General features: G+C 64.9%; 14 protein-coding genes. 8 read left to right on the forward strand and 6 right to left on the reverse strand.

Annotation, left to right across the window (positions count from 1 at the left end):
- Window positions 1-320: 320 nt before the first annotated feature.
- Window positions 321-1220, reverse strand: coding sequence for an NAD(P)-binding domain-containing protein (locus V5G24_RS03660; RefSeq protein WP_509292316.1), 900 nt, complete (start codon window positions 1218-1220; stop codon window positions 321-323).
- Between the two features lie 427 nt (window positions 1221-1647).
- Here V5G24_RS03660 and V5G24_RS03665 point away from each other — a divergent pair, with 427 nt between their 5' ends.
- From V5G24_RS03665 to V5G24_RS03695, 7 genes are all read left to right on the forward strand, one after another.
- Complete coding sequence (locus tag V5G24_RS03665; RefSeq protein ID WP_394079658.1) at window positions 1648-2646, forward strand: DctP family TRAP transporter solute-binding subunit; 999 nt, start codon at window positions 1648-1650, stop codon at window positions 2644-2646.
- A gap of 215 nt (window positions 2647-2861) precedes the next feature.
- Window positions 2862-3533, forward strand: a complete 672-nt coding sequence (locus V5G24_RS03670) for a TRAP transporter small permease (RefSeq protein WP_394079660.1) — start codon at window positions 2862-2864, stop codon at window positions 3531-3533.
- Window positions 3534-3536: 3 nt separating this feature from the next.
- Window positions 3537-4940, forward strand: coding sequence for a TRAP transporter large permease (locus V5G24_RS03675; protein WP_394079662.1), 1404 nt, complete (start codon window positions 3537-3539; stop codon window positions 4938-4940).
- A gap of 95 nt (window positions 4941-5035) precedes the next feature.
- Complete coding sequence (locus tag V5G24_RS03680; protein WP_394079664.1) at window positions 5036-5437, forward strand: (R)-mandelonitrile lyase; 402 nt, start codon at window positions 5036-5038, stop codon at window positions 5435-5437.
- 83 nt (window positions 5438-5520) lie between these two features.
- A complete protein-coding gene (locus tag V5G24_RS03685) occupies window positions 5521-5919 on the forward strand; it encodes a hypothetical protein (RefSeq protein ID WP_394079666.1) in 399 nt (132 codons plus the stop codon).
- On the forward strand, window positions 5912-6754 hold the full coding sequence (locus tag V5G24_RS03690) for an alpha/beta fold hydrolase (RefSeq protein ID WP_394079668.1): 843 nt from the start codon (window positions 5912-5914) through the stop codon (window positions 6752-6754). The genes V5G24_RS03685 and V5G24_RS03690 overlap by 8 nt, the downstream gene beginning before the upstream one ends.
- Window positions 6755-6884: 130 nt before the next feature.
- The gene (locus V5G24_RS03695; RefSeq protein WP_394079670.1) at window positions 6885-7685 is read left to right on the forward strand and encodes an N-acyl homoserine lactonase family protein; all 801 of its coding nucleotides are present in this window, start codon (window positions 6885-6887) and stop codon (window positions 7683-7685) included.
- Window positions 7686-7778: 93 nt separating this feature from the next.
- Here the strand turns inward: V5G24_RS03695 and V5G24_RS03700 are convergent, their stop codons facing one another.
- Genes V5G24_RS03700 through V5G24_RS03720 form a run of 5 tightly spaced genes read right to left on the reverse strand, consistent with a single transcriptional unit; the run spans window position 7779 to window position 12393 of the window.
- A complete protein-coding gene (locus V5G24_RS03700) occupies window positions 7779-8483 on the reverse strand; it encodes an ABC transporter ATP-binding protein (protein WP_394080345.1) in 705 nt (234 codons plus the stop codon).
- A 31-nt stretch (window positions 8484-8514) separates the two neighbouring features.
- A complete protein-coding gene (locus tag V5G24_RS03705; RefSeq protein ID WP_394079672.1) occupies window positions 8515-9237 on the reverse strand; it encodes an ABC transporter ATP-binding protein in 723 nt (240 codons plus the stop codon).
- Entirely contained in the window at window positions 9234-10205 is a 972-nt protein-coding gene (locus V5G24_RS03710; protein ID WP_394079674.1) for a branched-chain amino acid ABC transporter permease, read from the reverse strand. Before V5G24_RS03710 ends, V5G24_RS03705 begins: the two co-directional genes overlap by 4 nt.
- Window positions 10202-11062 carry a branched-chain amino acid ABC transporter permease gene (locus tag V5G24_RS03715; RefSeq protein ID WP_394079676.1) on the reverse strand — a complete coding sequence of 287 codons (861 nt, stop codon included), beginning with the start codon at window positions 11060-11062 and terminating at the stop codon, window positions 10202-10204. The genes V5G24_RS03710 and V5G24_RS03715 overlap by 4 nt, the downstream gene beginning before the upstream one ends.
- A gap of 50 nt (window positions 11063-11112) precedes the next feature.
- Entirely contained in the window at window positions 11113-12393 is a 1281-nt protein-coding gene (locus V5G24_RS03720) for an ABC transporter substrate-binding protein (protein ID WP_394079678.1), read from the reverse strand.
- 156 nt (window positions 12394-12549) lie between these two features.
- Between V5G24_RS03720 and V5G24_RS03725 the strand changes: the two genes are divergently transcribed.
- Window positions 12550-14016: an aldehyde dehydrogenase gene (locus V5G24_RS03725; protein ID WP_394079680.1), complete on the forward strand. Its 1467-nt coding sequence runs from the start codon at window positions 12550-12552 to the stop codon at window positions 14014-14016.
- The last annotated feature ends 296 nt before the right edge of the window (window positions 14017-14312 follow it).

The following is a 14312-nucleotide window of genomic DNA, read 5'->3' on the forward strand; positions in this document are numbered from 1 at the left end:
CGCTGTGCGGGTCGGTGCGCGACGGGGCAAGGTGTAAGGGCGAGATTAGAATAATATTGTATGATTGTAATATTAAAACGCCGGCTCCGCGCAGGGTGGCCCCCGGGGCGCGCGACCGGCCGGCGTGGATGGCCGGGACAAGCCCGGCCACGACGATGCGAAAGACGACGCGCCTTTGGTCGAAAACTCTCTAAGACCGATCGACATTCCCGGTTCGACGCCGTTGCGGGAGACATCGTCATGCATGGGTTTGTCCCGTGCATCCACGCGGCACCGCTGGCACCGGCTTTTTCGGCGAACCGGTGTTCGCCGAACGTGCTCTAGGAGGCGCTGCGCACCTTCACGCCCGCCTCGTCTTCCACCAAGGTGACGATCTTCGTGAAGTCGGATTCAAAGCCGAGCTTGCGCACCGCCTCCGCCCAGAGCTTGGCCACCACGTCGCAGGCCTCCAGGGACAGGCCCATGGCCTTGGCCTCTTGCATGAACAATTGCACGTCCTTGTTCATAAGCCCGGTGGAGAAGCCGTAGTCGAACGTGCCCGGCAGGATGGACTGGGGAAATTTCTGGAGCGTGGCGGTGTTGCGGCCGCTGCCCACATTGATCACGTTGACCATCACCGTGGGGTCGATGCCGGCCTTCGCGCCCATCACCAGGGCCTCCGAGCTCAGCGCCATGGCGGCCGCCGAAAGCAGGTTGTTCACCAGCTTCATGGTCTGGGCGAGCCCCTGCTTCTCGCTGATATAGAAGGGTTTTCCGATCACCGTCAGCTCGGGCATCAAATCGTCGTAATCCGTCTTGGGGCCGGAGAACATGACCGCGAGCGTGCCCGCCTTGGCCCCCCCGACGCCGCCGCTGACCGGGGAATCCATCCACACAATGTTTTTCGCCTTCATCCGCTCGGCGAGGCTCGCGGCCATGTCCGGGCCGGTGGTGGAGAGGTCCACGATGCGCTTGACCCGGGTGCCGGCGGCAAGGCCGTTTTCCCCTATGGCGACCGCCTCGATGATCGGTGGCGTCGGCAGGGAGAGAAAGATGGTTTCGGCCTTGGAGGCGACGTCCGCCGGCGATGTGGCGCGCACGGCGCCGCGGTCGACGAAGGCTTGAACCGCGTCCTCGCGCGTGTCGAAGACGACGAGCGTGCAGCCAGCGTCCAGAAGGCGTCCCGCCATCTGCATGCCCATGTTGCCGAGACCGATGAAGCCGAATGTTTTGCTCAAGATTTCCTCCAACCCGATGGTGGCCGCACGCCGCCTTCTGGCGGTCGCTGTCGCACGGGGAAGAATGCTCCGCCGGGGCGAGGGACCGGCCGCCGGTGCGGAGCTGTGTGTGACGCAGGCACAATATCGACCTTATTTCAGTAATACAATCATATTGACATCGCCGGGGAGACGTGTTGAGTTTTCGTCAGTTCCGTGAGGGGGCGCACCATTTCGCGCGGCTTTTTTGTCCGTGCAGTGGAGCGCCTCAACGCCTTCGACCGAAGCGCTTACCTGTCGCAATTGGTTCGCCCCGTCGCGGTTCCATTCTCATATCCGCGCCGGCCCCGGCGGTGTTCAGGGCCTGTGCGCGGCAATGAACAGGCGGACGCCCGAACCGGCGCCACGTCCAAAAAAACAAATCGCGTGAAGATATTCACGAGGAGGAAACATGAAGCCGATCGTCTTGGCCGCAGTCGCGGCAACACTGCTGTGCGGCAGTGCCATGGCGCAGGAACAGTGCCAGCCCGGCGAGACCGTGATCAAATACAGTCACGTCAGCGCGCCCACCGGAAATCCAAAGGGAGAGATGGCGGTCGCCCTGGCCAAGCGCATCAATGCCGAGATGAACGGCAAGCTGTGCATGCAGGTCTATCCGAGTTCCCAGCTCTACAATGACGACGAGGTGATGGAGGCGCTGGCCATCGGCGACGTCCAGCTGGCCTCGCCCGATATCGGCAAGCTTGGCGCCTACACCAAGAAGTTCGACGTCTTCAACCTGCCGTTCCTGTTCAAGGACACCGATGCGGTTTCCCGCTTCACCCACGGCCCGGTGGGTCAGAAGCTGCTGGAGTCCATGCAGAGCAACGGCTTCGTCGGCGTGACCTATCTCTATAACGGCCTGCGCGCGTGGTCGGCCAATCGCCCCTTGCTGGAACCGAAGGACCTCAAGGGTCTGAAGATCCGCGCCACCACCTCCGACGTTTCCATCGCCATGATCAGCGCCCTCGGTGCCACCGCGCAACCGCTGGCCTGGAGCGAGGTGTTCGGCGCCTTGCAGACCGGCGTCGTCGATGGCCAGGAAAACACTTGGTCCAACATCTATACCGGAAAACTTTATGAAGTTCAGGACGGCATCACCGAGACAAATCACCAGTTCCTGACCTACATCCTTGTGACGTCGAAAAAGTTCATGGACAAGCTTTCTCCGGATGTGCGCGCTCAGTTCCTGAAAATCTCCAACGAGGTCGCGGAGGAATACAATAAGAAAGCAACCGCGATCAATGACCAGAGCAAGCAGCGCATCATCGATGCCGGCGTGAAGGTGCGTCATCTTTCGCCCGAGCAGCGCCAGCGGTGGGTCGATGTCGTCAAGCCGGTCTGGAAGCAGTTCGAGAGCGGCATCGGGGCCGATGTGATCCAGGCGGCCGTGGCCTCCAACACCCCCTGAACCGAGGCGGTGCGCGCCGCCCCCGTGGCGGCGCGCGGCGCGGCTGCCCACAGGCGCCCGGAGGCAGCCTGGCCGTGCCTGCCCACGCGTTGCGGGCCTGCCGCCTCGAACGCCGACATCGCTTGAAGAGTCCCGCCTGCCGGTCATGGAGACTTGCCAGTCCCTGGGACTTGGCGGTGCGGGCGGCGCTATCTGTATTCCTAAGGATACGACAAATGGGCAGGTTCGGTCAGAGTGTCGATCGCGTGGAACGCATAATCATCGCGTTCCTGATGGGCGCCATGGTGCTCACCTCGTTCGCGCAAGTCGTCGCCCGCTATGTGTTCAACACCGGCTGGCTCGGGGCTCTTGAGTTCACCCGCATCCTGTTCGCCTGGCTCATCCTGTTCGGGATGTCCTATGGCGTGAAGATCGGGTCGCATCTTGGCGTGGATACGTTCGTGCGGGCTTTTCCCAAGCCGATATTCCGGGCGTTCGCCATCTTCGGCGCGCTATGCGGCGTGCTTTATGCCGCCATCTTCTTCGCCGCCGACTGGCTCCAGCTGTTCGGCCTTCCCACCAGCGGCGGGGCCTACAGCTATTGGCTGCGGACCTTCAACACCGGGATCGGCCTGCATGAATTGCGCTATCCCGAATGGGCGCAGCATGCCTTCGGCATGCAGGCCCGCGTCCACCGCTGGGTGGTCTATTTCATCCTGCCCCTTGGCCTTGCGCTGCTGGCGTACCGGTGCGCGCAGGCCGCGATCCAGATCTGGCGCGGTGAGCGCGAGATGATCACCATCTCCCACGAGAGCGGCGAGCTCATGGATGAGGAGACCTTCGCGGGCACCCACGAACCTTCGGCGGCATCCGGGCGTGATGCGGCCGCGGCCAAGCGGGGGAAGTGAGACATGGTCTCGTTTTTCCTCTGCGCTTCCTTGCTGGGACTGCTGTTCGCCGGCGTGCCGGTGGCCATCAGCCTCGGCCTCGCCAGTGTGCTGTCGATCGTGCTGTTCTCGTCGGACAGCATGTCCTCGGTGGCGCTGAAGCTGTTCACCGCCTCGCAGAGCTATACGCTGCTGGCGATTCCCTTCTTCATCCTGGCCTCTTCCTTCATGTCCACCGGGGGCGTCGCGCGCCGGATCGTGCACTTCGCGGTGGCCGCGGTGGGGCACATCCGGGGCGGCCTCGCCATCGCCTCGGTCATGTCGTGCATGCTGTTCGCGGCCCTGTCCGGCTCGTCGCCGGCGACCGTGGTCGCGATCGGCAGCATCGCCATCACCAGCATGCGCGAGGCGGGCTATACCAAGGAGTTCGCGGCGGGCATCATCGCCAATGCCGGGACCTTGGGCATTCTCATCCCGCCCTCCATCGTCATGGTGGTCTATTGCGCGGCCACCGACGTGTCGGTCAGCCGCATGTTCCTTGCGGGCATCCTGCCGGGGATCGTGGCCGGTTTCCTGCTGATGGCGACCATCTATGTCTTCGCGCGCCTGCGGAACATGCCCAAGGCGCCGTTCAGCGGCCTTGCCGTGATCCGCGATGCGTTCCTCGATGCCTCCTGGGGCCTGTTCCTCGTGGTGGTGATCCTGGGCGGCATCTATGGCGGCGTGTTCACGCCCACGGAAGCCGCCGCGGTGGCCGCGGTCTATTCCTTCCTCGTGGCGAATTTCATCTATCGCGACATGGGTCCCCTGAAGGGCGAGCCGTGGCGCCGCCCCGGCGAGACGCTGGCGCACACGTTGCGGCGCAATCTGTTCGTCATGATCGCGCGTTCCGTGCCCGCCCTGTTCCACCGCGACACCGAGCGTGTCCTAGTGGAGGCGGGGAAGGCGACGATCATGCTCATGTTCATCATCGTCAATGCCATGCTCTTCGCCCATGTGCTGACGGCGGAGCGGGTGCCGCAGACCATCACGGAATGGATGATCGGCGCCGGGTTCAACTGGTTCACCTTCCTCCTGGTGGTCAATCTGATCCTGCTGCTGGGCGGCCAGTTCATGGAGCCGTCGGGGCTTCTGCTGATCGTCGTGCCGGTGGTCTTTCCCATCGCCATGGCGCTCGGCGTCGATCCCGTCCACTTCGGCATCATGATCGTGGTGAACATGGAGATCGGGCTGATTTCCCCGCCCATCGGCATCAATCTGTTCGTGACGGCGGCGGTGGCGCGCATGAGCGTGGTGGATGTGGTGAGGGCGGCGATGCCGTTCATCATCGTCCTGTTCGTGGTCCTGATCATCGTCACCTATGTGCCGGTGCTGTCCACCATCCTGCCCTACACGCTGATGGGACCGGAGCCGCTCGGCTTCAAATGAGTGGCGGCCTGCGCGCCGCTCAACGTCTTTCCCCGCTGCGGCGGGGCGCCCGGGCCGGGTGGAAGCGGCCTTGACAACAAAGGGAGTTCACTTCGATGGAGATCAAACGTGGCGGGTCCACACCCTCTCGCAAGGCGCCGGCGAAATCCTTCACCGGCACGGTGTGGCAGGACCCGATCATCGAGGCGCCGGAACCGGCCCTGCTGAAGTCCAACGTGGTGATGTTCGAGCCCGGCGCCCGCACCGCCTGGCATACCCATCCCATGGGCCAGACGCTCTATGTCACCGCCGGCATCGGCCTCTGCCAGTCGTGGGGCGGTCCGATCCAGGAGTTCCGCGCCGGCGACGTGATCTGGATCGCGCCGGGCGAGAAGCATTGGCACGGCGCAACGCCCACCAACATGATGACCCACATCTCCATGCAGGAAGGCCACAATGGCGTGGTGGTGGAATGGCTCGAGCACGTGAGCGACGAACAATATAACGGCGCGGCCTGATCGGGCGGCCGGGCTGCGGCGGTGTCCCCGTCGCAAGCCCGGCCGCGTCCCACATGTGCCCGCCATGAGTGAGGAGGAAAGCGGTGGCTCGATTTCCCGACGCCGACTGGATGGCCGCCTTCGCTGGAAGGGTGGCCCAGGATCGCGAATTGTCCGTCATCGGCGGCAAGTTCGACGTGGACATGGGGATGACCTTCGGCGCCTTGCGCTATGTGCTGAAAATCCGGCGCGGGCGGGTGGACGAGATCATCGCTTCGCCGCGCTTCGACGTGCGCACCCAGTTCGAGATGCGCGCGCCGCTGGAGCTGTGGGAGCGCTTCCTGAGCGAGACCCCGCCACCGCTCTATCACGACATTTTCGCCATGATCATGCGGGTGCCCGAGTTCCGGCTGGAGGGCGACACGCTCGTCGCCATGCAGAACGCGCGGGCGCTGCACCGGATGATGAACGTCATGCGCAGCGTGGGCTACGGCAATGCCTGATTTCGAACCCATCCTCGGACGCTATTTGAAGGTCGCCATCAAGGGGCGCGCGCACCGGATCTTCGTGGAGGAGGCCGGCGCGGGCATTCCGCTCATCTGCCTGCACACCGCCGGCGCCGACAGCCGGCAGTTCCGCCACCTGCTGAATGACACGGAGGTCACCGACTGCTTCCGCGTCATCTGCTTCGACCTGCCCTGGCACGGCCGGTCCGATCCGCCGGCCGAATGGTGGCTGGACCCCTACGAGCTGACCACCGAGGATTATCTCGCCGCCATCGAGGCGGTATGGATGGCGCTCGGCGTCGAGCGGCCGGTCTTCATGGGCTGCTCCATGGGCGGGGCCATCGTGTTGCGGGTGGCGAGCGATTTCCAAGGGCGGATTCGCGGCGTGATCGGCCTCGAAAGCGCGGCCCATGCGCCGGGGCGCTACAATGACTTCCTGCTGCATCCGGCGGTTCACGGCGGCGAGCTTGTGGCCACCTATACGTTCGGCCTCAACGCGCCACAGAGCCCGGAAGAGGGAAAGCGCGACAATTGGTGGTATTATTCGCAGTCCGGTCCCGGCGTCTATCGGGGCGACGTGATGTTCTACAGCATGGACTTCGATGCCCGTACGCACATCAAGACCATCGACACGAACATCTGCAAGGTCAGCCTGCTGACGGGCAGCTATGATTATTCCTGCACGCCGGCCATGACGGCGGAGGTGGCCGCCGCCATCCCCGGCTGCCGCCATGCCGAGATGCCGGGCATCGGGCATTTCCCCATGATCGAGAATTATCCGCTGTTCCGCACGTTTCTTCTGCCGGAACTGGATTTCATGGCCAACGACTGACCCTGCCGGCCGCGATCCGCAAGATTTCGCGGCAGGCAGGACGCAATACTCACGAGACAAATGCTCACGGAAAAAGAGCAGGAAACAAGGGCACGCCGCGCACGGCGATGCCCATGATGGGAGGAGCCGAATGGCGCTCGAACCTTACGAAGTCTATGCGGTGCATTACGCGCATAATCCCGCGGCCACCTCGGCGCATAATTTCGTCGGCGGCGATGCCCATGACGTGCCCATGCCGCTCGATTATTTCGTGTGGGCGATCAAGGGCAACGGCCGCACCTTCATCCTCGATACCGGCTTCGACGAGGCCATGGCGCAAAAGCGCAAGCGCCAGTTCCTGCGCTCGCCCGGCGCGGGGCTCAAATGCATCGGCATCGACCCGGACATGGTCGAGGACGTGATCATCTCGCACATGCATTATGACCACAGCGGCAATTACGATCTCTTCCCCCGCGCCAGATATCATCTCCAGGATATCGAGATGGGCTATTGCACCGGCCGCTGCATGTGCCACGCGGCGATGAAGATGCCGTTCGAGGAGGAAGACGTGGTGGCCATGGTCCGCAAGGTCTATGCCGGCCGCGTGCAGTTCCACGACGGCACGGCGGAACTCGCGCCCGGCATCAGCGTCCACCACGTGGGCGGCCACAGCAAGGGGCTCCAGGTGGTGCGGGTGTGGACGCGGCGCGGCTGGCTGGTGCTGGCCTCGGACGCGAGCCATTTCTACGCCAATATGGAGCAGGGCCGGGCCTTCCCGATCCTCCACAGCCTCGCCGATACGCTGGAGGGCTATGACCGGCTGCGGGCATTGGCCAGCGACCGCTCGGCCATCATCCCCGGCCACGATCCGATCCTGTTCGACCGCTATCCCGCGCCCGCTCCGGGCCTGGAGGGCGTGGTCCTGCGGCTCGATGCGGATCCCAAGGGGTAAGCGGGACCAAGGGGTAAGCGGGATAAAACACCGGGTCTGAGGCGGGCACCCGCGTCAGGCCCGGCGTGCGCGCCCCCGGCCGGCCGCCGGGGATCACAGGCCGAGATAGGCCTCGCGCACCTTGGGGTTTTCCATCAGGGCCGCGGCGCTGTCGGCGAGCACGATCCGCCCGGATTCCAGCACATAGCCGCGCGAGGCCACCGACAGGGCGAGCGAGGTGTTCTGCTCCACCAGCAGGATCGAGGTGCCCTGCTGGTGGATCTTCACCAGCGCGTCGTGCACCTCGTCCACCACGATGGGCGCGAGGCCGTGGCTCGGCTCGTCGAGGATCAGGAGCCGCATGCCGAGCATCATGGCGCGGCCCAGCACGACCATTTGCTGCTCGCCGCCGGAGAGGGTGCCGGCGCGCTGGTTGCGGCGCTCGCGCAGGCGCGGGAACAGCGAGAAACTCTCCTCCAGCCGCTGCTTGTGGGCCGGGTCGTGGCGCACGCAATAGGCGCCGAGCAACAGGTTTTCCTCCACCGTCATGTCGGGAAAGACATGCCGGCCCTCGGGCACATGGGCGATGCCGAGCTTGGGCACATCATAAGGCGCGGTCGCCATCAGGTCGTGCCCGTCGAAGGTGATGCGCCCGCGCGCGTTGCGCACCAGGCGCGAGATGGTGCGCAGAAGCGTGCTCTTGCCGGCCGTATTGGCGCCGATGACGCAGATGAACTCGCCTTCGCTCATCTCCATGGAAATGTCGTGCAGCACGTCATTGCCGTCATAGCCGGCATGAAGGTGCTCGATCCGCAGCAACGGGGCTCCGGTCATGTTCATGTGCCCCTTCTCACGCGTATTCGCGGCCGAGATAGGCGCGCACCACCTCGGGGTTTTTCGCGATGTCCTGCGGCGCGCCGTCGGCGATCTTGCGGCCGAAATTGAGCACCACGATGCGCTCGCACAGGGACATGATGGCATGCATGTGGTGCTCGACCACGATGACGGTGAGCCCGTCGTCCCTCAGCGAGCGGATCAGGGCCATGATCTCCTCCATTTCCACATGGTTGAGCGCGGCCATCACCTCGTCGAGCAGCAGCACCTTGGGCCGGGTGGCGAGGCTGCGCGCCACCTCCACCCGCGCGCGCTCGGGAAAGGAGAGGTCGCTCGCCGTCTTGCCGGCGATGTGCGCGAGGCCCACCCGGTCGAGGCAGGCCATGGCGGTCGTGCGGGCCTGCGCGACGCTGTCGCGCAGCAGGGCGCCGATGAGCACATTGTCGAGCACCGTGGCCTCCATGAACAGGGCCACGTTCTGGAACGTCTTGGTGAGGCCGCGCGCCGCCACCTTGTGGGGCTTGAGCCCGGTGATGTCCGCGCCGGCGAAGCGCACCGCGCCGCTGGTGGGCTTGTGCAGGCCCACCAGGGTGCTGAACAAGGTGGATTTGCCGGCGCCATTGGGCCCGATCAGGCCGATGATGTCCCCCGCGTCCACCTCGAACGATACATTGTCGAGGGCGAGCAGGCCGCCGAATCTCTTGGTGATGCCGTCCACCTGGAGGATTGGAGCGCTCATCCCTTCCTCCCCTTGCGCAGGCGCGCGATGCCGTTGGAGACCAGGACCAGCAGGCCGCGCGGCTCGATCAGGATGATGCCGATCAGCATCAGGCCGAACACCAGCTGGGAGAGGCCCGCCGCTCGCGAGGAGAGAGCGGCATTGGCGAATTCCTCCAGCGGCACGATGACGAAGGCGCCGATGAGGGGACCAGCCAGCGTGCCCGCGCCCCCGAGGATGGCGATGATGGCGGCGCGCACGGAGATGGCGACGATGCCGAACACCGCCTCGGGATCGAAGAAATAGGTGAATTGGGCATAAAGCGTGCCCAGCAGGGCGGTGAGCGCGGCCGAGATTACGGCGGCGGTGATCTTCACCCGCGTGGTATCCACGCCCACCACCTCGGCGGCATCGGGATTTTCCTTCACCGCCCGCAGGCGATAACCCAGCGCGCTCTTCTGGATCACCAGGAAGATGACGCAGATGAGCACCAGCGCGCCGAGGATGATGTAGTAATAGGGCGTCGTGCCCTTGAATTGCAGCAGCGCGAGACTGTCCGCCGCATAGGGCACCGACAGGCCCGCCGGGCCGCCGGTCACCGAGGTCCAGGAGCTGGCGATGACGCGCAGCACCTCGCTGAAGGCGAGGGTGGCGAGTGCGAAATAATGCCCCCGCAGCTTCATGGTGGGAAAGCTCAGCAGGAACGCCGCCAGCGCCGCGAGTGCGGCCCCCGCCAGCATGCCGATCCAGGGCGACAGGTTGAAATGGATCAGCAGGATGGTGGAGGTGTAGGCGCCGATGCCGAAGAATGCCGCGTGTCCGAGCGAAATCTGGTTCGCAAGGCCGCCGACGATGTTCCACGCCTGGCCGAGGGCGGCGAACAGCAGCGTGAGCGTCAGGACCCGGATCGGATAACCCGCCGGATCGAGGAAGGACGGCACGACGACCGCTGCGATCAGCGCCGCCGCGCCCCAGATCCAGGATTTCATCGCGCCGCTCCGATCAGGCCGGTGGGCCGCACCGCAAGCACGGTGATGAACACGAGGAACAGGACGAGGTTCTGTAGCTGGATCGGAAAGAACAGGGTCGATACCGATTGGATCACCCCCACCACCAGCCCGCCGACCACCGCGCCGGCGACGCTGCCGAGTCCGCCCAGCACCACCACAGTGAACATGAGCACCACGAATTGATGCCCGACCGTGGGATGGACGGTGAAATAAGGCAGGATGACCGCGCCGCCGAACGCCGTCATGCCGACCCCGAGCCCGAAGGCGATCTGGCGCATGCGGTCGGCGTTGATGCCCATGAGATGCGCCGCCATGGGATCCTGGGCGGTGGCGCGCATGGCCCGCCCGTACCAGGTCTTGTTGGTGAACAGCCACAGCGCCAGGCCCGACAGCAGCGACATGCAGAAAGCCGCGAGATAGGGCACGCTGATGAACAGCGGGCCCAGCCTCAGCGCCGAGGTCTGGTAGCTGGTGGTCACCGATCGGAAGTCGGAACCGAAGGCGATCAGCGACAGATTCTCGATCACGATGAGCAGCCCCACCGTGACGAAGATCTGCGCCACCGGCGGCGCGTTCAGCACCCTCTGGATGATGGTCATCTGCACGAGCACGCCGAGGCCGAAGATCACCACGAAGGAAATGAGCGATCCGACCAGCGGGTCGATGCCCAGATACTTCCAGGCGAAGAAGGCGACGAACATGCCCAGCGTGAGGAATTCGGCCTGGGCGAAGTTCACGATGCCCATGACGCCGAATACGAGGGTGAGGCCGATGGAGATGACGGCATAGACGCCGCCAATCATCAGTCCGTCGATCACGGCTTGAAGGAAGGCCATGAAGCGCTCCGGAAGGCGAAGGTGAGGGACGGGAAGGGGGCGCGGACCGGCTATGCGCCGGTCCAGATGGCCTTGCCCTTGGCGTATTCGTCCGGCCACACGGTCACCAGATTGTCGCCGCGCCATTGCACCATCAGCGGCTTGGCGAGGGTGTTCAGGCCGGTCTCGTCGAACTTGACCGCCCGCCCGGTCATGGCATTGCACCAGCCGCCTTCGAAGCGGGTGCTGTGCAGCGTTTCGCGCACCGCATTGGGATCGGCCTTGCCGGCCTTTTCCAGCGCCTTGGCGAGCACGTCGAGGCACACCGCGTGTTCCAGGGCCTCGTGCACCATGAAATAGCCGTAGCGCTTTTTGAACGCGTCGGTGAGGCTCGGGTCCTGGTCGTAATTGCCCGGCGCGATGGACATGACGTTCTCGGCATAGTCGCCGAGCGCCTTCTTGAAGTCCGGGATCACATAGCCGCCCGCGCCGCCGATCACCGGCAGCTTGATGCCCTGCTGGCGCATGGTGCGGATGATCTGCAGGCCGTCGTTCAGATAGGAGGCGGGGAACACCGCCTGCGCGTTCGCCGCGCGCAGCTTGTTGATGAGCGGCGTGACGTCGGTGATGCCGAGCGGATAGGCCTCGTCCATGGCCACCGTGATGCCCAGCGCCTTGGCGGTGGTGCGCAGGCCGGCGGCCTGCGAGCTGCCATAGGCCGTGTCCTCGTACATGATGGCGATGGTCTTGAGCGTCTCGCCGCCCTTCTGCGCGATCTCGGCGGTGCCCTTCAACTGGGCCTCGCCCAGGGTGGAGGCCTTGGAGATGACCTGGAACACGTTCTTGAAGCCGCGCCCGGTGATCTGGTCCGAGAACGACATGGTCATGAGCGGAATGCCGCGCCGCTCGGTGGCCTCCGAAAGCGCCAGGGTGAGCGATGAGGCATAGGCGCCGAGGATGGCGACCACGTCGTTCTGGGCGATGAGGCGCTGGCCCACGGTGGCGGCGGAGGTGGGCGTGGAAGTGGAATCGGCGATCACCAGATTGATCTTGGCGCCGCCGAGCGCCTTGATGCCGCCGGCGGCATTGATCTGATCCGCCACCAGCTCGATGCCGTTGCGCGAGTTGACGCCGAACTGGGCATTGGCGCCGGATAGGGGCACGACGACGCCCACGTTCACGTCCTTGCCCGCCGCATACGACACCCTGGACAAATAGGGCATGGCCAGCGTCGCGGCCCCGGCGGCCAGAACGCTGCGTCGGCTTGGCATGAAGCCGCTTGGCGTGAAGCCACTCTCGGGACGGTTGGCGCGACAAGCGGAAAGGGTCTTATGCCCCTTGGATTCGCTCATGATCCTCTCCCTATTTAATTATTGTCTTATTGCCTCGACTCTCATCTGCCTGATGTGCGATGTCAAGGAAAACCAATCATACAATATGACATGGACGGGCGGGTCGGTTTCTGCCACCCTCCGCGGCTGCAAAGCCAATAAGGACAGGGAGAGACCATGCAGCGCTACGGCCATTTCATCGGCGGCGCCTTCACCGCGCCGGCCGGCGGCGAATATTTCGAGACCCGCAATCCCTATAGCGGCGAGGCCTGGGCCGAGATCGCGCGGGGCACCGCCGAGGACATCGCGAAAGCGGTCGCCGCCGCCGAAAAGGGGTTCGAGACATGGCGCGCCATGACGCCGTCCGCGCGCGGCAAGATCCTCTATAAGCTCGCCGAATTGATTGAGGCGGATGCGGCGCGCCTGGCCGAGATCGAGGTGCGCGACAACGGCAAGCTCTATGCCGAGATGCACGCCCAGACCAAATATCTCGCCGAATGGTACCGCTATTATGGCGGCCTCGCGGACAAGGTGGAGGGCGCCGTCATCCCCACCGACAAGAGCGGGATCTTCAATTTCACCCGCTACGAGCCGCTCGGCGTGGTGGGCATGATCACGCCTTGGAACTCCCCGCTGCTGCTGCTCGCCTGGAAGCTCGCCGCGGCGCTGGCGGCCGGCAATGCGGCGATCATCAAGCCGTCAGAATTCACCTCCGCCTCCACCCTCGAATTCATGACGCTGTTCGAGAAGGCCGGCTTCCCGGCGGGCGTGGTCAACACCGTCACCGGCTTCGGCACCGAGGCGGGCGCGGCGCTCGTGGAGCATCCCGCCGTCAGCAAGATCGCCTTCACCGGCTCCGATATCGGCGGCCAGAAGGTGTATGAAACGGCGGCCAAGCAGATCAAGCACGTCTCCCTGGAACTGGGCGGCAAGTCGCCCAACATCGTGTTCGAGGACGCGGACCTGGAGGCCGCCGTGATGGGCGCGGTCTCCGGCATTTTCGCCGCCACCGGCCAGACCTGCATCGCCGGCTCGCGCCTGCTGCTCCAGCGCGCGATCCACGATCGCTTCATGGAGCGCCTGCTGGAGGTGGCACGCGCCGCCAAGATCGGCGATCCCATGCAGGCGGAGACCAATGTGGGGCCGGTCACGACGCCGGCGCAATATCGCAAGGTGCTGGATTATATCGACATCGCCCTGGCGGAGGGCGCCCATTGCGCGCTCGGGGGCAAGCCCTATGCGGGCGCGCCCGGCGGCCAGTTCGTCGAGCCCACCATCTTCACCGGCGTCACCAATGCCATGCGCATCGCTCAGGAGGAGGTGTTCGGCCCGGTGCTGGCGGTGATCCCCTTCGACACGGAGGACGAAGCGGTGCGCATCGCCAATGATGTGGCGTTCGGCCTGGCCTCCGGGGTCTGGACGAAGGACATGGGCCGCGCGCTGCGCCTGTCCGAGCGCCTGCGCTCCGGCACCGTGTGGGTGAATACCTATCGCGCGGTGAGCTACACCTCGCCGTTCGGCGGCTTCAAGCGCAGCGGCATCGGCCGCGAGAGCGGTCTTGAGGCCATCAAGGAATATCTCCAGGTCAAATCGGTGTGGATCGCAACCGAAACCACGGTGGCGAACCCGTTCATCATCCGCTGACGATCGGGGCCCATGGCGCGTCAACGGGACGATGCGCCATGGGTCACTATGTCTATGATCGTATTATCATATGAGGCGATGACCGGAGTCCGCGTGTCGCTGCGGCGGCGCGGTGTACGTCAGGCCGGTGCAGAGCGGGGGCTGCACGGTGCGTCGTCATATCCACGCAGGGATGATGCGCGGATTTGGGCATGGATCGTGGCGCCGCGCTATCGGCCGCGTCTTCCACAAGGGCATCCGGAGTGGCGGTGCAAATGCCGTCCCTGCCGAGATCAGGCGAGCGGTTCGCGGTGGGC

The sequence above is a fragment of the Roseixanthobacter finlandensis genome, from assembly GCF_043195105.2.
Taxonomy (GTDB): domain Bacteria; phylum Pseudomonadota; class Alphaproteobacteria; order Rhizobiales; family Xanthobacteraceae; genus NCEH01.

Coding starts and splice junctions, on each gene's coding strand:
- V5G24_RS03690 (WP_394079668.1), top strand. CDS start 5,912: ATGCCTGATTTCGAACCCATCCTCGGACGCTATTTGAAGGTCGCCATC.
- V5G24_RS03705 (WP_394079672.1), bottom strand. CDS start 9,237: ATGAGCGCTCCAATCCTCCAGGTGGACGGCATCACCAAGAGATTCGGC.
- V5G24_RS03670 (WP_394079660.1), top strand. CDS start 2,862: ATGGGCAGGTTCGGTCAGAGTGTCGATCGCGTGGAACGCATAATCATC.
- V5G24_RS03680 (WP_394079664.1), top strand. CDS start 5,036: ATGGAGATCAAACGTGGCGGGTCCACACCCTCTCGCAAGGCGCCGGCG.
- V5G24_RS03695 (WP_394079670.1), top strand. CDS start 6,885: ATGGCGCTCGAACCTTACGAAGTCTATGCGGTGCATTACGCGCATAAT.
- V5G24_RS03710 (WP_394079674.1), bottom strand. CDS start 10,205: ATGAAATCCTGGATCTGGGGCGCGGCGGCGCTGATCGCAGCGGTCGTC.
- V5G24_RS03715 (WP_394079676.1), bottom strand. CDS start 11,062: ATGGCCTTCCTTCAAGCCGTGATCGACGGACTGATGATTGGCGGCGTC.
- V5G24_RS03665 (WP_394079658.1), top strand. CDS start 1,648: ATGAAGCCGATCGTCTTGGCCGCAGTCGCGGCAACACTGCTGTGCGGC.
- V5G24_RS03675 (WP_394079662.1), top strand. CDS start 3,537: ATGGTCTCGTTTTTCCTCTGCGCTTCCTTGCTGGGACTGCTGTTCGCC.
- V5G24_RS03725 (WP_394079680.1), top strand. CDS start 12,550: ATGCAGCGCTACGGCCATTTCATCGGCGGCGCCTTCACCGCGCCGGCC.
- V5G24_RS03720 (WP_394079678.1), bottom strand. CDS start 12,393: ATGAGCGAATCCAAGGGGCATAAGACCCTTTCCGCTTGTCGCGCCAAC.